The 19,338-nt window shown below is 57.8% G+C and carries 16 protein-coding genes and 2 tRNA genes; 9 read left to right on the top strand and 9 right to left on the bottom strand.

All coding sequences use genetic code 11. The annotated features are described in order from the left end of the window. Positions 1-47 precede the first annotated feature (47 nt). The gene (locus AEAC466_RS31670; protein WP_023457824.1) at positions 48-812 is read right to left on the bottom strand and encodes a DeoR/GlpR family DNA-binding transcription regulator; all 765 of its coding nucleotides are present in this window, start codon (positions 810-812) and stop codon (positions 48-50) included. Positions 813-881: 69 nt separating this feature from the next. On the opposite strand from AEAC466_RS31670, the gene AEAC466_RS31665 reads away from it, so the two are divergent. After that, entirely contained in the window at positions 882-1,466 is a 585-nt protein-coding gene (locus tag AEAC466_RS31665; protein ID WP_023457823.1) for an NUDIX domain-containing protein, read from the top strand. 212 nt (positions 1,467-1,678) lie between these two features. Here the strand turns inward: AEAC466_RS31665 and AEAC466_RS31660 are convergent. Continuing rightward, a tRNA-Asn gene (locus tag AEAC466_RS31660) sits at positions 1,679-1,754 on the bottom strand. A 326-nt stretch (positions 1,755-2,080) separates the two neighbouring features. On the opposite strand from AEAC466_RS31660, the gene AEAC466_RS31655 reads away from it, so the two are divergent. Next, positions 2,081-3,388, top strand: coding sequence for a methyl-accepting chemotaxis protein (locus tag AEAC466_RS31655; protein WP_023457822.1), 1,308 nt, complete (start codon positions 2,081-2,083; stop codon positions 3,386-3,388). Between the two features lie 137 nt (positions 3,389-3,525). Here the strand turns inward: AEAC466_RS31655 and AEAC466_RS31650 are convergent. Next, positions 3,526-3,599 (bottom strand) — tRNA-Cys (locus AEAC466_RS31650). A gap of 196 nt (positions 3,600-3,795) precedes the next feature. On the opposite strand from AEAC466_RS31650, the gene AEAC466_RS31645 reads away from it, so the two are divergent. The 4 genes from AEAC466_RS31645 (at position 3,796) to AEAC466_RS31630 (ending at position 9,678) form a co-directional block, all read left to right on the top strand. Next, on the top strand, positions 3,796-4,425 hold the full coding sequence (locus tag AEAC466_RS31645; protein WP_023457821.1) for a protein-L-isoaspartate O-methyltransferase family protein: 630 nt from the start codon (positions 3,796-3,798) through the stop codon (positions 4,423-4,425). Positions 4,426-4,668: 243 nt separating this feature from the next. Further along, on the top strand, positions 4,669-6,090 hold the full coding sequence (locus tag AEAC466_RS31640; RefSeq protein WP_023457820.1) for a TolC family outer membrane protein: 1,422 nt from the start codon (positions 4,669-4,671) through the stop codon (positions 6,088-6,090). Positions 6,091-6,280: 190 nt separating this feature from the next. After that, positions 6,281-6,844: a DUF2497 domain-containing protein gene (locus AEAC466_RS31635; protein ID WP_031238545.1), complete on the top strand. Its 564-nt coding sequence runs from the start codon at positions 6,281-6,283 to the stop codon at positions 6,842-6,844. Between the two features lie 131 nt (positions 6,845-6,975). Then, on the top strand, positions 6,976-9,678 hold the full coding sequence (locus AEAC466_RS31630; protein ID WP_023457818.1) for a valine--tRNA ligase: 2,703 nt from the start codon (positions 6,976-6,978) through the stop codon (positions 9,676-9,678). A gap of 56 nt (positions 9,679-9,734) precedes the next feature. Here AEAC466_RS31630 and AEAC466_RS31625 read toward each other — a convergent pair whose 3' ends face one another. After that, positions 9,735-10,958 (bottom strand): hypothetical protein, encoded by a 1,224-nt coding sequence (locus AEAC466_RS31625; RefSeq protein ID WP_023457817.1) that lies wholly within the window; start codon positions 10,956-10,958, stop codon positions 9,735-9,737. Between the two features lies 1 nt (position 10,959). After that, a complete protein-coding gene (locus AEAC466_RS31620; RefSeq protein WP_023457816.1) occupies positions 10,960-12,186 on the bottom strand; it encodes a hypothetical protein in 1,227 nt (408 codons plus the stop codon). Positions 12,187-12,401: 215 nt separating this feature from the next. Here AEAC466_RS31620 and AEAC466_RS31615 point away from each other — a divergent pair, with 215 nt between their 5' ends. Then, entirely contained in the window at positions 12,402-13,580 is a 1,179-nt protein-coding gene (locus AEAC466_RS31615) for a glycosyltransferase (protein ID WP_023457815.1), read from the top strand. Between the two features lie 77 nt (positions 13,581-13,657). Here AEAC466_RS31615 and AEAC466_RS31610 read toward each other — a convergent pair whose 3' ends face one another. From AEAC466_RS31610 to AEAC466_RS31600, 3 genes are all read right to left on the bottom strand, one after another. Beyond that, positions 13,658-14,125 (bottom strand): glycine zipper 2TM domain-containing protein, encoded by a 468-nt coding sequence (locus tag AEAC466_RS31610; RefSeq protein ID WP_031238543.1) that lies wholly within the window; start codon positions 14,123-14,125, stop codon positions 13,658-13,660. 174 nt (positions 14,126-14,299) lie between these two features. Then, the gene (locus AEAC466_RS31605; protein WP_031238541.1) at positions 14,300-14,752 is read right to left on the bottom strand and encodes a glycine zipper domain-containing protein; all 453 of its coding nucleotides are present in this window, start codon (positions 14,750-14,752) and stop codon (positions 14,300-14,302) included. Positions 14,753-14,972: 220 nt separating this feature from the next. Next, positions 14,973-15,530 (bottom strand): hypothetical protein, encoded by a 558-nt coding sequence (locus tag AEAC466_RS31600; RefSeq protein ID WP_023457812.1) that lies wholly within the window; start codon positions 15,528-15,530, stop codon positions 14,973-14,975. A gap of 187 nt (positions 15,531-15,717) precedes the next feature. Here AEAC466_RS31600 and AEAC466_RS31595 point away from each other — a divergent pair, with 187 nt between their 5' ends. Further along, positions 15,718-16,956: a class I SAM-dependent RNA methyltransferase gene (locus tag AEAC466_RS31595; protein WP_023457811.1), complete on the top strand. Its 1,239-nt coding sequence runs from the start codon at positions 15,718-15,720 to the stop codon at positions 16,954-16,956. 11 nt (positions 16,957-16,967) lie between these two features. Beyond that, positions 16,968-17,627 carry a glycosyltransferase gene (locus AEAC466_RS31590; protein ID WP_035429605.1) on the top strand — a complete coding sequence of 220 codons (660 nt, stop codon included), beginning with the start codon at positions 16,968-16,970 and terminating at the stop codon, positions 17,625-17,627. A gap of 8 nt (positions 17,628-17,635) precedes the next feature. Here the strand turns inward: AEAC466_RS31590 and AEAC466_RS31585 are convergent, their stop codons facing one another. Continuing rightward, positions 17,636-19,291: a lytic transglycosylase domain-containing protein gene (locus AEAC466_RS31585; protein WP_235074235.1), complete on the bottom strand. Its 1,656-nt coding sequence runs from the start codon at positions 19,289-19,291 to the stop codon at positions 17,636-17,638. Positions 19,292-19,338 lie beyond the last annotated feature (47 nt).

Raw genomic sequence — 19,338 nt, 5'->3', positions numbered from 1 at the left:
TTTCCTGCTTCCTTAACCGGTCGTGAAGGGGAACCTCTTTGCTCTAATTATGCATCACGGGCCAAAATGAGCGATACGCCCGAACGGTTGCAAGAATCTGCAAGGCTTGCTGGTAAGGCTCCATCTACGATGAGCACATCGGCTTCGGCGAGGGGGATTACCAGGAAAGGCGAAACGGCCCCAATTTTCTCGCCCGAAGCCAGAACAATCGTTTCACCGGATTGCCGACTTATTGCACGCTTTACCGCTGCTTCTTCAGCGTCCCCCGTGGTTAAGCCCGCGTCGGTATGAACGCCCGTTACGCCCATAAAGAAAATGTCGGGCCTGACTCTCGTCACGGCCTCGATGGCTGCCGCCCCCACCGATACAACAGAATGTTTGAATAGCCGACCGCCGATAACTTCCACTGAAATGCCGGGGTGGTCGACCAGTTCAACGGCAATGCTCGGACTATGAGTAACCACGGTCGCCGTCAAATCACCGGGTAAATGGCGAGCGACCTGAATCGCGGTCGTCCCTCCGTCCAGAAAAACGACTTGTCCAGCCTGTACAAGCTTGGCCGCGGTTTGGCCGATATGGGATTTAGCCGATGCTGCGAGGTTCTGACGCACGGAAAAGTCGGCTACCGCCGGCGAAGACGGCAATGCGCCTCCATGCACGCGCTGAAGCTGTCCCGTCGCAGCTAATTCCCGGAGATCCCGACGTATCGTGTCCTCGGATAGCCCCAACTCCTGACTGAGCGTCTTGGCTACCAAGCGACCGTCGCGGGCGAGTACGGACATTATGTGGAGTTTGCGCTCCTTGGTTAACATGGCGAGCCTTCACGATAATCATTGACTCTGCATGATATTGCACGTTTATGGAGGGAAAGCGAGGTGTTTATGCATTTATCCGATCGGGTAAAAATTGAGTCTGTCCAGACGCTGTCGGAGGACTGGTATGTTCTGAGGAAGACAACCTTCCTGTTTCAAAGGCGAGACGGCAGTTGGCAGCGGCAGGCGCGGGAAACCTATGATCGCGGAAACGGAGCCGTCATATTGATGTACGACGCTGCGCGACGCACCGTGATTTTAGTCCGGCAATTCCGCTTTCCGGCATTCGTCAATGGCGCAGACGATCTCCTTATTGAGGCCCCGGCCGGATTACTGGATCAAGTCAGCCCCGCTGAACGTATTCGCGCCGAAGCGGAGGAGGAAACCGGCTACAGAATCCATGACGTGGTGCCGATTTTCGAAGCTTACATGAGTCCGGGGTCAGTCACGGAGAAGCTCTACTTCTTTGTGGGCCGATATGCGCCTTCCGATCGTGTGTCCGATGGCGGCGGTAAGGCAGATGAAGGCGAAGATATTGAAGTGCTTGAGCTTGGCATTGATGTGGCCATGTCGATGATCGTCTCTGGGGAAATTCGGGACGGCAAGACGATTATGCTGTTACAGTATGCCGCTCTTCACATTTTTGGCGCTTAAGCCTTACCGAGTTCATCGCCAAGCTTTCCCCAAAGGCGGTCCCATGCGCTACGTGGTGACTTTGTCATGACCACTTTCAAAGCGGCATACTACCTATTACCCACGTGGGATGCGACGCGACATGCAAAATCATGGCGAGATGTCGAGCCACTCAAGAGCCAAATTTTAAGGGATTTTCTTCCACCTCAGTAGAAAGTGGATACTTGCCAAGCTGGCTCCCCGAACAGGGCTCGAACCTGTGACAATTCGATTAACAGTCGAATGCTCTACCAACTGAGCTATCGGGGAACGACAAGCTTGGCAAGGCGGCCCCTATAGCAACGGATGGCGGCGCTTTGCAAGCCTAAAGGCAGAAGTTTTGCACAGCTATCTGTTTTTTTGTGCCAAAGCCCTCAGCACGAACGAAAAAAAGCCCGAAAATCGCTTTCGGGCTTTGGAAGTTTGGTGATGGTGGGTGTCTTTAATAAGCAAAGACAACACTGTTATGTCTGAATTCTGGTTAATGAATGGTAAATACGCCTGATAGGCGAAACGGTTTCCGTATTATTTCTTCATGACAATTTAACCAGAAACATTGGAAGGTCGCGCGGTAATCTATAGATGAGGAATCACCTGTGCGTCTGCCCCCGATCAAGGTCCGTATCCGCGCGCTTTTGGCGCTCTTTTTTGTCGGCCTGGCGACGGCTACACTCTTCGCTCTGCATCACACCGGCGAGGTCGGGGCGCTATTGACGCAAGCACAGGCAGGTGCGGTCAGCGCTGCTCTTACACGGGCTCAGGCGCTGGAAAAGGCGTTCGCCGGCATGATTTGGGTAACGTCTATTGTGGTCGGGTGCGCGGGTGTCGTGGCGGCGGTCTATTTTGACCGTGAAGTTTTTTCTGCGCTTGACCGCCTTAGCCATTATACGGATCGCCTGGCCCGTCGCGACTACAGTATGGCCGCCGAAGGGCAGGGACGATCCGACGAAATTGGCCGATTGGCATCCGCGCTGGAAATACTGCGCGCCAATGGGCAGAAGCTGAGCGGCCTTGAAGAGGACGCCTCGCACCATGCCGAGCAGTTGGCGGCGGAGCGCCGATCAGCGCTGAACGAATTGGGAGCCAAGCTGGAATCGCAGGTCGGAATTTTGCTCGAAAGCCTGACTCAATCGTCAAAGGCCATGATCACGTCTTCAGATCAGATGAGCCAGTCCGCCTTTGCTGCGTCTGAAAGTGCAGGCAAGGTGGCTTCGGTGGCCGTGTCTACGTCGGAGAGCGCGCAGAAAGTGGCCATGACGGTGCAGGAATTGTCGCAGACCGCTAATGAGATCGCGGGCTCGACCCAGTTGTCCACCGAGGTGTCGGCTCGGGCTTCGTCTGAGGCCGAATCGACATCGGCCATGATGGGCCGACTCAGCCGCAGCGCCGACGAGATCAGTGCGGTTGTGGACATGATCACCGGTATCGCCCAGCAAACCAATCTTTTAGCGCTTAACGCCACTATCGAAGCTGCCCGGGCTGGCGAACACGGTGCGGGGTTCGCGGTCGTCGCTTCTGAAGTCAAGACGCTGTCTCAACAGACGGAAAAGGCCACGCGAGACATTACGCTCAAGGTTCAGCAGATCCAATCTGCTGCCGTCGAAGCAACTGACGCCATAGCCGGGATCGTGTCCACCATTACCGAGCTGAGGTCAGGTGCCGATGATATCGCGCGCTCGGTGGCCGCCCAGCAAATGGCAACGAGCCAGATTGCTTCGACAGTCGAATCGCTTGCGGAAGGCTCTGCTGGCGTCGGCATCGATATTGATGCGGTTCGTGACGTGGCCAATGAAACAGGTCAGGTTGCCAGTGTGGTATTTGAGGAGGCCAAGTCGGTGAGCCGGGCGTCAGACCAGCTCAAAATGGAAATTTCCCGCTTTCTGGCGACCATGCGCGCTGCCTAACACCCAGTATTACCGTCGAACCGGCGTCGGCATGTGTCCCATATGCTGGCGCTTTTTATATATATAATCATCCGGTCTTGCGGTGCATTTCGCATCACACAGCGGCGGGATATATGAAAATTACCATTGGAGAAGTGTGGAGGCCTGACCCGGAGTCGAACCGGGCTTCACGGATTTGCAATCCGGTGCGTAACCGCTCCGCCATCAGGCCTCACAGGAGCGTAGCGGTGAGCTATCAGATCGCATCACGGCCCGCAATTCCCTTTAGACGAAATTTCGTAATAAATTTGTATAACTATGGGGTGTTGGCGGCTTTTCGCAATGAAATCGCGATTGAAGCCAACTGACGTTGTGCTTATAAGCGGTGCAACAGTTTGAGTCAGTTTGCCGCCAAAGGGATCGCTATCATGGATTTTCACGCCGCCCGTCAGAATATGGTCGAATCCCAGGTTCGCGTGAATGATGTCACCGATATGGGGCTGCAACTGGCCATGCGGCATGTTCAGCGTGAGCGACTGTGCGCCCCGTCTCAGAGCTTCGGCGCTTATGGCGAGGTCGAACCAGCGATCGCGCCGGGACGTGTCCTAATGAAGCCGCGCGATATCTCCAAGCTGCTGCAGACAGCGGAGCCGAGGTCAGGCGAAACCGTCCTGGCCATTGCCGCGCCATATGCCGCAGCCGTCCTCAAGCACGCGGGCCTTACCGTCACAGCCCAGGAAGCCGATCCGCGCGCCATGGCCGTGATTGAACCCTATCTCAAGGAACTCGGGGTTACGTGCGTAACGGCAGACCTGAAGACACCGGCCGGTTCTGACTATGATATTGTGATCGTTGAAGGGGCGGTGGCCGAAATGCCGGCAAGCTGGCTAAAGGCGCTCAAGGTCGGCGGGCGCCTGGCTGTGGTGCTGAAGGATGGTCCGGTCGGTCGCGCGCGATTGTACCTGCGCCTGGCGCAAGGCTTTTCGGAACGCGATGTGTTTGATTCCTCGCCGTCGACTGTACCAGGCTTTGAGCGTGCGCCTTCTTTCGAATTCTAAAAAGCTTCCGCGACGTTTTCGATAAGGCGATAAAATCTTACCTGCTGACACATGATGGCGGATGTGACGAGAAAATTACAAAGGTGAAAAATCCTTAACTCGCTAATCCTATCAACTTCTGGCAGTAGGAGTGTAGTGTATTATATCGCGAAGTGTCCCGGGCGTCGCACGCGCTGTGGCGCTTGGGTAGATTGCTAGGCAGTCTGTCGCGTTATCGGGCCGTTTTTATTGGGGAAGTCGTCCATGACTATATCTAAGTTCGCCAGGCTTGGCGCTGCCGCAGCTTCAGCTTTGGCGCTCTGCGTTTCACTTGGCCTGGTTCCACTTGGTCTGTCCGCGGGTGCGGTACATGCTGAAAGCCTGAATGATGCCATAGCCATGGCTTACGCGCAAAATCCAACACTGGTGCGTGGACGGGCGGCGCAACGGTCAAACGACGAGACCTATGTTCAGGCGCGTTCGCAGCTTGGCCCAAATCTGAGCGCCAGTCTGTCATCGACCTATAATGACTTGCCGAACCTTGCTGGTTCGCGCTCAACGACGGCGGCGGGGCTCTCGGCCAGCCAGACTATCTTTGCTTCGGGCGGCATATCTTCGCAGATCGATGCCGCCAAATCGGGGGTTTTGTCAGGCCAACAGAGTTTGCGCTCCACCGAGTCTTCGGTATTGCTTGACGTTATCAGCGTATACACCGCCGTGCGTCGTGATCAGCAGGCACTCCAGATTTCGCAGGACAATTACGACATTCTCAAACAGCAGCTGGATCAAACCCAGGCGCAGTTCGATGCCGGGCAGTTGACGCGAACCGACGTGGCGCAATCTCAGGCGCGTTTGTCGGCGTCTGCTGCCGCTCTCGCGACAGCGCAGGCGCAACTGGATACGGATCGCGCCAGCTATGTCGCCATTGTTGGCCAGGCGCCCGTTGCCCTCGACCCCGAAACAGCGCTGCCGGGGCTGCCGTCTGATTTCAATGCCGCCCTCGACGCCGCCCAAAAGAACAACCCGGATTTGCAGGCCGCGCAATATGCTGCCGATGCCGCAAAATCGCGTGTGCGCGCGGAGCGATCGGTGTTTGGACCGACCGTCGCGCTTCAGGCCTCCTCCGGCGGGCAAGAGCAGGGGATCGGGATCGGAAAAATAGCTGATAATGACGCGACGTCGGCAACTGTACGCGTATCGATTCCGTTGTTTACGGCAGGATTGAACAGCTCGCGCGTAAGACAATCCATAGAGGATTACAACGCTCAACTGGCTGTGGTCGAGCAATCTCGCCGCCAGGTGACCTCTTCGGTCGCGCAGGCTTGGTCGCAGATGCTGGCGGCGCGGTCGGCGGTGGTCTCTAACCAGGAGCAGGTTCGGGCGGCACAGGTGGCGGCCGATGGCGTAAAAGTCGAACAGCAGGTTGGATTGCGCACCAATATCGAAGTGCTCAACGCTCAGCAGGAACTTAAGTCGGCGCAATTGCAGCTTATTGAAGCGCAGCGTAACGAATATGTCGCAGGCAGCCAACTTCTGTCCGTCATGGGTGGGCTGACGGCGAAGGCGTTCGTCCCCAATATCGAGGTGTACGATCCTGAAAAGAATTTTGACGCGGTCAAGTCCAAGGGATGGACTCCGTTAGAGCCTGTTGTTCGTGGCCTGGACGGTTTGGTCGCTGGGCATTGATCCGCATTGCCCCCTTATTTTTTATGGGGCGAAGCGGGCATTCGGCGCGCGGCTGCTTAACCACAGAAAATTCGTCGATCCGGCGAAATTCCGAGGACAAAACCGCCTAAAGAGTTGCAAAATGCGGCGTTTCGTTGTCACCTACCAGCGGTTTCAGTTCCCGAACCCGATTCGCAGCAGTTAAAAAAACATGGCAGAACAATCCGCACACGAACCGACTATGGAGGAAATCCTGGCCTCTATCCGCCGTATCATCTCTGAAGATGACGCGCCGGAAGAAGCAAAGGCTCAGCCTGAACCGGAACCTGAAATCGAAGATGAACCCGTAGCCGCGATTCCCGAACCGGAGCCTGAGCCGGAGCCGGAAATCGAAGATGAACCGGAAGACGATGTGCTCGAACTAACCGAAACCTATGAGGCGCCATCGACGGTTTCTATTGGCGATATCGATGCCTATGAACCACCTGTTGCCGCTGCACCGGCTCCGAAGCCGGCCCCAGCCCCCGCACCCGCAGCAGCCAAGTCTGCGGCGGGCGGTCTGGTAAGTGAACGTACGGCGACGGCTGCGGCCTCGGCGTTTGGTGGGCTGACAAGCTCGCTCCTGGTGCCGCACTCCGAGCGGACCCTGGAAGATGTCACCAAGGAATTGCTGCGTCCCTTGCTTCAGGCATGGCTGGATCAAAATCTGCCGGCGATCGTAGAAGAGCAGGTTCGCCTGGAAGTCGAACGCATCGCACGGCAGTCGCGCCGCTAAGACCTGGTGTCCTGCCGGATAAGACCTATCGAGATTGACCGCTAAGACATAGATTTTAAGCGGATCACCTGTTAAGAGGGCGGCATCAGCGGATGATGCCGCTCTTTCTATTTTAGCCCCTTACGAGACCCATGCTGGAAAAAACCTTCGACCCCGCCGCCGTTGAACCCCGTCTGTACGACATGTGGGAAAAATCGGGCGTATTCGCGCCCAACGATGCGGGGGAGACCTTTTCTATTGTCATTCCGCCTCCCAATGTGACGGGCAGCCTCCATATCGGACATGCGCTGAACAATACGCTCCAGGACGTCTTGACACGTTTTGAGCGTATGCGCGGTAAGGCGGCGTTATGGCTGCCGGGCACCGACCACGCCGGCATCGCCACTCAGATGGTGGTGGAACGGCAACTGGCGGCGTCTGGAAGCAATGTCGGCCGCCGTGACATGGGCCGCGACGCGTTCGTTGCCAAGGTGTGGGAATGGAAGGCGGAATCGGGCGGCACTATCGTCAAGCAGCTGCGCCGGCTTGGGGCGTCCTGCGATTGGTCGCGCGAACGGTTTACCCTGGACGACGGTCTGTCGGCTGCGGTTCGCAAGGTGTTCGTCACCCTGCATAAGCAGGGCCTGATGTATCGCGACAAGCGGCTGGTCAACTGGGATCCGCAATTCCAGACCGCTATTTCGGATCTGGAAGTCGAGCAGAAGGAAGTCGATGGTCATTACTGGCATTTCGCCTATCCGTTGGCCGACGGCGCGTCCTATCAACATCCGGTCACCGACGAAGACGGCAATGAAACGGCGGAAACGCGGAGCTACATCGTCGTGGCCACAACGCGGCCCGAAACCATGCTGGGCGATAGCGGCGTGGCCGTTCATCCGGAGGACCCGCGTTACAAGGATCTGATCGGCAAGTTCGTCGTCCTGCCGATTACAGGGCGGCGTATTCCGATTGTGGGCGACGACTATGCCGATCCGACCAAGGGATCAGGCGCGGTCAAGATCACGCCTGCGCATGATTTCAACGACTTCCAGGTCGGCAAGCGTCACAATCTGGAACAGATTAACATCATGGACGAGCAGGCAAACCTGCTGGCCTTCGATCCCGTCCCGCAAGAGTACCGCGGTATGGAGCGGTTTGCCGCGCGCAAGGCCATTATCGCCCGAGCCGAGGCGGAAGGCTGGCTGACGGCGGTCGAAAAGACTAAGCACATGGTGCCGCACGGCGACCGTTCGGGCGTGGTCATCGAGCCGTGGTTGACGGATCAATGGTACGTCAATGCCGGTGAACTGGCCAAAGAAGCCATCAAGGCTGTCGAGGATGGCCGTACCGTGTTCGAGCCGCGCAACTGGGAAAAGACCTATTTCGAGTGGATGCGTAATATCGAACCGTGGTGCGTGTCGCGTCAACTGTGGTGGGGCCACCGCATTCCCGCATGGTATGCCGAAGACGGTATGATCTTTGTCGCCGAAAGCGAAGCAGAAGCTCTGGCTCAGGCCGCGGCCCACTATGGCAAGGCGGTGGCGTTGCGCCAGGATGACGACGTGCTGGACACCTGGTTCTCATCGGCCCTGTGGCCGTTTTCGACCATGGGATGGCCGGAAGATACGGATGATCTGAAGCGCTTCTATCCGACCCACACCCTGATCACCGGCTTCGATATTATCTTCTTCTGGGTGGCCCGGATGATGATGATGGGGCTGCATTTCACCGGTCAGGCGCCGTTCAAACGTGTCTTCATCAATGCTCTCGTTCGCGACGACAAGGGCCAGAAGATGTCGAAGTCCAAGGGCAACGTCATGGACCCGCTTGTGCTCATCGACGAGTTTGGCGCTGACGCCCTGCGCTTTACCCTGACAGCTATGTCGGGCCAAGGGCGCGATATCAAGCTGGCCAAGCCTAGGATCGAAGGCTATCGCAATTTTTCGACCAAGCTATGGAATGCGACACGGTTCACGCAAATGAACGAATGTGCCCGCGCCGAAGGCTTCGATCCGGCCGGCGTCAAGCTGACCCTGTCGCGCTGGATACGCGGCGAGGTGCAGAAAACCTTGTCTGTCGTGACCCAGGCCTTGGAAGGCTGCGCCTTCGACGATGCGGCCAATGCCCTGTATAAATTCATCTGGAACGTGTTCTGCGACTGGTATCTCGAACTCGCCAAACCGATCCTCAACGGTGACGATGAAACGGCGAAGACGGAAATCCGCGCCATGACCGCCTGGGTGCTGGATCAGGCGATGATCCTGCTGCATCCGGTTATGCCGTTTATCACCGAAGAGCTGTGGCAGAAGACGGGGCATAGCGACCTGCTGATTACTCACGCGTGGCCGAAATTCGACGCGACGGCGATCGACGCTGAGGCGGATGAAGAGATCAACTGGCTGATCGACATGATCAATGAAATCCGTTCTATCCGGTCGGAAATGAATGTGCCGGGATCGGCGCGGGCCCCGCTGATCCTCACCGGTGCCTCGGACGTAACGCGGACGCGTTTGAACCGGCACAAGGACTTGATTCTGTTCCTCGGGCGCTTGTCGGGTGTCGAGGTCGCCGACACAGGCGCGGCTGGATCGGTGCCGTTTGTGGCCGGCGAAGCGACGGCGCATCTGGCCATAGCCGAATTCATCGACATCAAGGCCGAAGAGGCGCGACTGCTGAAAGAAATTTCGGTGTTCGACAAGTCGATAGAGGGCACGAAGCGGAAGCTGGACAATCCCGACTTCGTTTCGCGCGCACCGGAAGAGGTCATCGTGGAAAATCGTGAGCGCCTGGCCGAAGCTGAAAATGGCAAAGCCAAGTTGTCGGCTGCCCTTGAGAGGTTAAAAGCGGCTTTATAGTACACGCGCTAAAGGCCTCTCCGACGAGAGGCCTTTTCGTACATATCGACGGTCCGTCACAGTCTTTGGCTGAGAATGTCCTGCCAGACAGGCATGGGGTTTCGGAGTCCCGCGCGAAGGCGTTCACGCTGTCTCCATACGGTTAAACCGGCGATGCCAAGCATGAGGAGGCCGTATACGCAGACGGCGACCGGTGCGCGGTGGATGGCGCGTATTTCGAGGATATTGGAGACGACGCACGCGACCAATGTGCTGGCAAATATCCAGCTGGCCCACCTGAATGTCCTCGCGCCCAAGGGTTTGGCCGTCATTACCAGTATCGCTGCGAACGGGGCGAGGGCGAACATGTCGTAGTCCATCAGTCTTGGATTAAGAAGTTGCGCCGCGCCCAGCGCAAAGACCATCCGCTCTTCGCTTCTCAGGCCGCTCCATTCCGCCAGGATCAACGCCGCGAGTATCATAAGGATGGAAAACAGTGCAAAGGCCGCCAAGGTTACAGGCGAAGCCGTATTCATGCCAAGGGCTGTCGTGGTGGCGAAGAAACCTATGCCGGGTTGCTGCACAATAACGACGGCGTTGAGGGCGTTGTGCCAGTCCGGGCTGAAGGGGCCGGCCGTCACCAAAAGCACCGTGATGGCGGCCATGCCGGCGGTGGCGGCGAGGGCGAAACTGCGTACCCTGGCCAATATCGGCCTATTTTCGAGCAGCAGCACAACCAGATATGTCAGGAAGGTCGGCTTTATGAGCCCGCCCAGGATAACAATGGCAATAAAGGGTAAACGTGACCGCCTGAGCTGAAAGGCGGCCAGTATGGCCAAGGCGTGCATGACCAGACCGATATTGCCGCAGGAGATGACGCTGCCCACCATGGCCGCCAGAGTCATGAGGCGAAGTTGCCAGGGTGCGCCGGCCATGGGTTTCCAGACGGCGTACCAGACCAGAAACATCATGACCGGCAGGTATAGGATCGCGAAGCCCCAGCGTGCGCCCATCAGGCCAAATGCGTGTTCCAGGGGCGCGAAAGCGTGCGCGATCTGGGGCGCATAGACAAAAGTGGTAGGCTGTATGCCAGTGCAGGCCGGCATGAGGCTATAGGGGGAGTGCCCAAGTCGAATCGTATGGGCGGCGCAAATTACCGCGTCGAAATCGACGAGCCACCAGCGCCCCTTCGTCAGCCGGCTGATGACATTGCCTATGACGGGGAAGAGAAAAAAGAGGATAAATAGCCAGCGATTGCGCGGCTTGGCCGTGAACTGCTGGAACCAGCTGAGGGCGTCCATCCTATTCTCCAGGAAGGTTGGCTTTACGCGATGAAGGATGCAGCCACACCGGTGTCAGCCGGCGGAGAAATGGCGCAGCCACATAGCCGCCCGACCAGAGCAGATAGAGGCTGAACCCGAACAAGGCGACGGGCACGCTGTATGCGCCCAGTCCCGTCAAGGCCCCCGCCAGCGCGACGCTACACAAGGCCAGAAGTATGCCGTCCCCATGTCCGTGGACGGGCGTCATCATGTCGCGCATGCGCTGGGCCACCACCCAAAGGCCCGGACCGAGAAGAAAGACATCCTGGCTCATGATACGGGGAATGAGAAGCACAGCCAGACTCAGGCCTAGCCATATGCGCTCCTGGCGGGAAAGCTGCAGGCCCTCAGACAGTGCCAGGCCATTCAGCGCCAGCGTGGCGGCATAAACCATGTAGACTATCTTCGCGCCCGTCCCGTTGGAATCGGCGCCGATCAGCCCGGCCCAACCGAAGAAGCCGTAGCCTGGCGTGACGTCGTAGACAAAATGCGACAGCAGCGCGTACCACTGCCTTGCCAACTCACCGCCAGTGAACATGAAGGTGAGCATAGGTAAAATGCCCAGTCCTACGCCTGCCGCCGTTAGTCGCAGCCGTTGGACGACGGGCAGGTCGATGATAAGGATGACGACCAGGTAGGTCAGGAAGACGGGCTTAACCCACGATGCGACGACGATCGCGGCGACGAAAAGCCAGGGCGTAATCTCCAATGCGAGGGCAGCCACCAAGACCCAGGCGTGCAGGATGACAGCGATATTCCCCCACATGACGGCGCTGCCGCTGAGAAAGGCCGTGAACGGCAGCCGGGACATCCACGCCCCGGGTGTTCGCCTGGCCAGGAAGGGAACGAAAAACAGCGTCGCTATGGCGGCGAGGTAAACAAGCAGGTAGAGGCAGAAGAATCCACGTTCGGTTAGCAGGCTTTCAAAAAATGCTGCGGCGTGGGCGATAGCGGGAATGTAAACGAAACTGGATGGGCGCATGCCTGCGCATTGCAGATCAAGCGTATAAAACGGCGCCTTCTCGATAACTTTTAAACCCGCGCAGGCGACGGCCTGATAATCCCCAAACCAATACTTCGATCGGCAAATCTTGGCAGCTATCCCCAAAATCAGCGGTAGAAGGAAAATAAACGGCAGCCAGTGAAGCGAAGCTGATGACAAGCTCCCACGCGAAGCTGGGAAGACGGGAAGGCTGAGTTTGGCCATTGTATTCTGTATGCTAAACGGATAATGAGCGTGATGAATCCGGCATAACGATCCCGGGGGGCGTTAGTTTGACCCGCATATTTCAGGGTTGATTTACGGCGGCGGGGCGGCCACCTCATTTTTGTCTGCCTTGCAGCCTATTCCTCCGTCATCGGCGCTGGGTAAGGTTTTGCGGCAAGGCGCCGGCCTGGCCGCGTGCGCTCTGGGAGTTTCTTTTGACCTATATCGAGCCCGTCCCCGCCAGTGCTGGCCCCCAGCCCGAACTCAGCCTGATCATCTGCACCCTGAACGAAGGCGCAGCGATTCGGTCCGTCATCGAAGAGGTATCCGATACGCTGAAGCACATCAGCCACGAGATCATCGTTGTCGACGACAACTCGGCAGACAATACCGCAGCTGAAGTGCTCGAACTGGCGAAGACGCGGCCAAACGTGCGTCTGCATGTTCGCGTCAATGAACGCGGCCTGTCTTCGGCCGCCATCAAGGGATGGGACATCGCCTACGGCCGCTTTCTTGGCGTCATGGACGGCGACGGCCAGCATGATCCGGATGCGATCCGGCAATTGGCCGAAATGATTCTCAAAGGCGATAAGGACCTGGTCTGCGCGTCGCGCTATATCGGCCAGACGGAAACGGGCTTAAGCTTCTTCCGCGATCTCGGCTCCAGGGCCGCGACCTGGGCAACCGGCCTGGTGCTGAAGGTGCCTTTGTCCGATCCGATGAGCGGCTGTTTCATGATGACGCGCGACTACTATATGTCGGCCCGTCCCAAGCTGACCGGTATCGGTTTCAAGATATTGCTCGATGTGGCTGCGTCTTCGCCGGTCAAACCGCGCTTTGGGGAAGTCAAGGCAGCTTTGCGCCAACGGCAAGGCGGCCAATCCAAGCTCGATTTGCGGGTTGTGCTCGACCTGGGCGCCCTGCTGATCGAAAAGGCGACTGGCGGCGTTATGAATGCGCGATTCGTGCTGTTTGCTGGCGTTGGCGTGACGGGTGTCTTCGTCTACGCCGCCGTGCTCATCATTTGCCACAAGCTGCTCTACGGCGCGACTCAGCAGCCTATGTACCGCTTCCAGTATCGCTATGACGATATTGTCAGCTACAGCCTAGCCATCTGGCTGTCCATGACATGGAACTTCTTCGTCAATAATCTGATCACCTTCCGCGACAAACGGTTGAAGGGCGTGGCGCTGATTACCGGGCTGATTGGCTTCTATTTCGCCTGCTCGATCGGAGCGGTCATCAGTCTGGCATTGTCGCTTTTCATGAAGGACCACCTGCACATCCATTATTTGGTGGCGGGGATAACGGCCGCTTTGTTGAGCAGCGTGTGGAACTATTGGGCTTCGACGCTGCTGTCGTGGCGCAATAAGAAGCCGGCGCCGGGCGCCTGATTGGCCGCAGATATGGAAAATAAAAAACGCCCGGGCAGGGGGAGGGCCCGGGCGTTTTCTTTATCGTGGTAGCTGGTTTACCAACGATCATCGCGATAGCGGTCGTCACGGCGGTCGTCACGGCGATCATGCCTGTCGTCACGGCGATCGTATCTATCGTCCCGGCGATCATCGCGACGGTCCCAACGATCATCCCGGCGATCCCAACGATTGTCGTAGCGGTTGTCATAACGGTTGTCGTAGCGGTTATCGTAACGATCATTATAGGCGTAGCGCCCGTCGCAGGCCTTGCTATTGTTCTTGGCAATCGAGGAGCCGACCGCAGCGCCGACGACGGCACCTAGGACCGTGCCAGCGCCCTTGTTGCGCGTATTTGCGGCACTGCCGCCAATCAGACCGCCGGCTACTGCGCCCAGTACGGCGCCATCGGTTTTTTTGTCGCCACATTGGCCGGCTGCGGCGATACCGGGTAAGGCCAAGCCGATAAGGGCGGTCGAGACCAGGGCGGAAACAATTATCTTCTTGGTATTGGACATCTGTGTCATGTGCTTTGCCTCCCGCATCGGCGTCATCGCCTCTGCTGATGTCTCCACCATACGTGGCGCAATATGAACAAGACTTGATAACTTTGTTCATCTCCGTTCATCCCGGTAACAAAGTTGAAAAAAAAGAAAAAGCCCCTGGTTTCACCAGGGGCTTTTTCATTTCATATTACCTTATCACCACCGGTCGTGGCGATAATGGTGGTAATTTCGGCGGTCATAATAGCGGTCGCGGTATTCGCGGCGTTCCACGTAGTAATATTCTCTGGGTTCAACGTAGACTTGCGTGCGATACCCGGAATTGTAGTATCTTTGGGGCGGATAGTACCCATCGTCGCGGTAATATCCACTACTGCGGTAATAGTCGTCGCCGCGATAGCGGCTGTCACGGTAACGACCATCATTATAGCAACGGTCGTTATTATTATCTATCGAGGCGCCAACGACGGCCCCCAGTACAGCGCCGGCGGCCGTGCCGCCGCCACGGTTATGGCGTCCAGACGCAGCGTTACCAATAGCTGCGCCGGCGATCGCCCCGACAATCGCCCCATCTGCGTTGCTGTCGCGGTAGCAGCTCGCGGAGGCCGGAACGGCAATTGCCGCAGCTGCCGTCAAGGCGGCGGCTGACATTATAATCTTATGCGAAAGCTTAATCACAATAAATCTCCTTCACTGAGACGGCCAGTTAGAGAGAAGGCGAACTGCACCGTTTGTGACGCCCACAATAGAGGCGGCAAGATGAATGGGATTTGAGTGGTCCGTTCATCTTCGTTCAGGCCAGAAGATTAACCGTTTAAGCTTGCAATTTTGAATGCCTTTTTAGGTCACTAGCGTAAGCGTGGCGTAAACCTCAATACCGCCGATAGCTATAGCTACTCCGCGGATCGTAGGTTCGGTCATACGAATAGCCGCGATTGTAACTGTAGGTGTTCCCGCGATAGATCTGCCGGTATTCATGCTCACCCCATGAATTGTAGACGCGGTAATAAGAGCCGCGCGTGCATCCACAGCCGCGATCATACCAACTGCGCCAGCGATAGCCGCGCGGAGGTGTATGCAGGACACCATCGCGCCAGCCATCCTGTTCACGGGCGCGGCGATCCTGCACCGGTTGACCGTCATAGCGATAATATTCGTTGTCGAGATAGTCATAGCCCAAATCCCTGCCGGCATACGGAACCCCGGCCTCATCTATATAATCCGGACTATTGTAATAGGCGTCATCATCATCGCCATCGACGGGCGGCGTATTGTAACTGTCGTAACTATCAGATGCGTAAGCTGTGTCGTTATAAGCCTGAGCCAGTGCCGCGCAAGGAAGCGCCACCAGTGTGCCTAAGGCTATAATACCGAGGAGGACAGAGAAATGACGATTTTGCTGAACCGGGGCCGGATAGGAACGTGGCATATCTTAACCTCCGAAGACGAGTGTGTTTGTTAACTATATCACCTGTAGCAAAAAATGTCCTGATGCGGATTTTGGCTAGGTTACGCAAAATATCGGTAAAAAAGCGACCGATTTGCGGCCAGCGGGTCTTTCACCTTGCATTTTAGCCGGTGTCGTTTAAGCGGGCGTCTCTTTCAAAAGGTCGGATATGGCGGATTTCGAAGCGCTTATAAACAAGGTCGGCTTCCAGGGCGACGGGCTGACGACCGGCGGGTTGGTTGTGCCGCTTACGCTGGCTGGCGAGCGCGTGACGGTGCGGCAAGGCAAGGAGCGGCTTGAACTGGTGGACGTAATCGAGGCTAGCCCCGATCGCGTTGTTCCGCCCTGTAGCCATTTCAGCGCGTGCGGAGGATGCGCACTGCAACATTGGCGCCTGCCTGCTTACAGCGAATGGAAGCGAGAGGCCGTCGTCGCAACGATGAAACATGCGGGATTCGATGTCGAGGTCGCACCCATCCTCACTACGCCTCCCGCCAGCCGTCGTCGTGTCGGGCTGCATGCCCGCAAGATCGGCAAACAGGTCGAGCTGGGGTTCAAGGCGCGCAAGTCGTGGAATCTGGTCGCGATTCGCGAATGCCCGATTTCCGATCCGGCAATCGTTGCTGCCTTGCCGCAACTGAAAAAACTGGCGGGCTATCTGTTCGAACACCCGAAATCGGCGCCGATCCTCCATGTTACGACGTCGCTAACCGGGCTCGATATCGATATTTCCGGCGTCGAGCGTAGCAAGTCCGGCGGATTGTCAGCCGATGCACGCATGAATATCGCCATGGACGCCGCGGAAGCCGACTTCGCCCGCGTCACCATGGGGGACGACATGCTATATATGGCGCGCACGCCGGTGGTCCGGTTCGGCAAGGCGCGGGTCGGATTGCCGATCGGCCCGTTTTTGCAGGCCAGTCAGTCGTCGGAAACCGACATGGTGCGCCTGGTCATGGAGGGTATCAGCCAGGCGAAGCGCGTCGCGGATCTATTTTGTGGGGCTGGCACCTTCACCTTTCCGTTGGCGGAGCAGGCGGTTGTCTATGCCGCCGATGGTGCCGCGCCCGCCGTCGCCGCGCTGAAAACCGCCATTGGCACGGCACCGGGGCTGAAAACCATTACCGCCGAAGCGCGCGACCTGTTTCGCCGGCCATTGTTGGCGGAAGAAATGAAGGGGCTGGACGCCGTTGTGTTCGATCCGCCGCGCGCCGGCGCCGAAGCACAAAGCATGGAAATTGCCCGCTCGTCTGTGCCGCGTGTCGTGGCCGTAAGCTGTAATCCGGCCACCTTTGTGCGCGACGCCAAAATCCTTACCGCCGCTGGTTTTTCGCTGGACAGGGTGACGCCAATCGATCAGTTCTTGTGGTCAAGCCATGTTGAGTTGATAGGGGTGTTTTCGCGTTGATTTCCGTTGTCATGCCCACCCTCAACGACGAAGACCACCTGGCGCGGACCCTATCCGCCTTGGTGCCCGGTGTGGTGGAGGGTTTGATCAAGGAAGTGGTCATAGTCGACGGCGGATCGGAAGATGCGACCCTGGAGATCGCCGATTCGACGGGCTGTCACATTATCAAAACGGACCACGAACGCGGATTGCAGTTGTGGCAGGGGTGTCGGGCGGCGCGCGGTGATTGGCTGCTCATTTTGCATGCCGATTCACACCTGGGTGATGGCTGGATGGATCAGGTGCAGGCCCATATCAAGAACTATCCGCTCCAGGCGGGATACTTCCACCTGCGTTTCGACGACCCGTCCTGGCTGGTCGGCTTCTGGGCCGAAATGCTGGCAGTGCGGGCACGCTGGCTGGCCATGCCGAGTGGGGACCATGGCTTGCTGTTGTCGCGGGCCTTGTATGACAGTGCCGGCGGATACAAGGATCAGGCCGCCTTTGAGGATGTTGCTCTGTCCATGGCTCTTGGCCGGGCGCGCCTGCGTCCCATGGCGGCGTCCCTCACAACTAGCGCAGACCGGTTTCACGCGCGCGGTTGGTCTTTGAGAGTCATGGGAAAAGCCTTCCGCTTTATCGCCTATCTGTTGGGTGTGCCGCCGAAGCCGCCGACAAAAAAAACGGTGTAACTCGGCCGCTACTTGTCGGCCAGTGCCACTGCCGAAGCGGGTGCCGGGGCGTCCGCCGTGAGATCCACGATGCGCGCATCATTGGCGGCAAGGGCGAGCGTCTTGCTGTCCTTGCCCATGATCTGACGATAGATCCAGTAATTCGCAACGACTTCCTCGACATATTGACGCGTCTGAGCCACGGGAATCGATTCCATCACCAATAGAGAATCGGCCTCATTGCCCAGCGAGTCGATGGCATCCTTCACAGGGCGCGCACCGGCATTGTAGGCCGCAATGGTCCGCAGCAGGTCGCCGTTGATGATTGAAGACCCTTGCAGGCGCATAATGTAATTTTGACCGACGTGCAGGTTAACGGACGGCTTCAAAAGCTGTTTCGGCTTGCTGTTGAAGCTGTTGTCACCTTCGATCAAGGCTGCCGTCGCCGGCATAAGCTGCATAAGACCGTAGGCGCCAGCGTATGAATGGGCCTCGGCATCGAACTTGCTCTCCTTGCGCGCGATGGCGAAGATCAGCGCCTTGTCGACGACGAATCCGCCGCGCGGCGAGATGTCGGGGAGGGGGTAAAGTGTGACGTCGAACAGGCGGTCCGTTGCTTTCAACTGCGTATAGGGTACGTGGGTGCGCGTGCCAAAAGCCAGCCATTGATCGCGTTCCGCGCCGCTCACCGACGATTGGATTGCCGCCTGCAATTCATCCTTGGCATCTTCGGTGCGACCGACCTGGACCAAAGCGTTCAGGCGCTGTGCGCGCGCGTTTGTGCTGGTCCAGGCGAAATCGCTCGTCAGGCTGGCCGTCAGGACGCTGCGCTCGGCGCGGCTAAAGGTGGGCGGCAGCCCTTTTTGAGCCAGTTGCACGGCTGGGGTGACGCCAAGGCGCTGCTCTGCCAGAAGTCCATAGAAGGTAAAGGGGAAACTGGCCGCCAGTTGGAGGAACGTCTGGGTGTCGTCCGTTCGGCCGAGTTTTTGCGCGCATCGAGCCGCCCAGTAGGCGCCGCTTGATTGCGTCCACGCATTGGCGCTCGGATCGGAACTGACGAACTTGAATTCGGCCAGGGCTTCATCGTAGCGTTTCAGACGCCAACTGGCGAGGCCGGCAACCCAGTGGTCGCCAATCTTGCGGCCCAGTTTCACGGCCTGGGCGAGCTGGTTGTTATTATAGGCCGAACGCGCCGATTTCGGCGTGAGCGAATCTTCTTCCGGTGTTAGGGCATCACGGCCGTCTACGCGGCTGCTTGACGAAAAGGTGGTCAGGCTAGCCAGTGGAATGCCGGCGCTCGCTGCAAGTGGGGCGGCGTTCAGGCGCGGAAAGGCTGGATCAGGCGCGCCTTCCGGCTTCTTTCGTTTCGCCAGGTTCCATACCTTCATGGCCTGAGGATGGTCGCCATAAGCCGCCAGCCACGCCATCAGTTCTTCGTAGGTGGAGTTATAGCCGCGGCTGAACAGCTTGTGATACAGGGCGTAGCCCATAAGGCTACGGTCGGTAACCGTGGCCAGTTGTGCATCCGCGCCAGCATAGTCACCCTGGTCAATCAGGTTAAAGGCCGTTTGGTAGATTTGCGCATCATTTGCGGCCAGAACGGCGTTTAAAGGTGTAGGCGGGATCGGTGTGCCTTGGCCGGCCACCAGATGGTAGGGTAGGGGCGCGGCGTTCAATACCGGCATAGGCTCTGGCATCTGGGCCGTATCGGCAGACGGAGCGCTTACTGCGA

The organism is Asticcacaulis sp. AC466 (genome assembly GCF_000495815.1).
In the GTDB taxonomy this organism is placed as follows: Bacteria; Pseudomonadota; Alphaproteobacteria; order Caulobacterales; family Caulobacteraceae; genus Asticcacaulis.
This window is presented reverse-complemented; position numbering and strand designations above follow the sequence as displayed.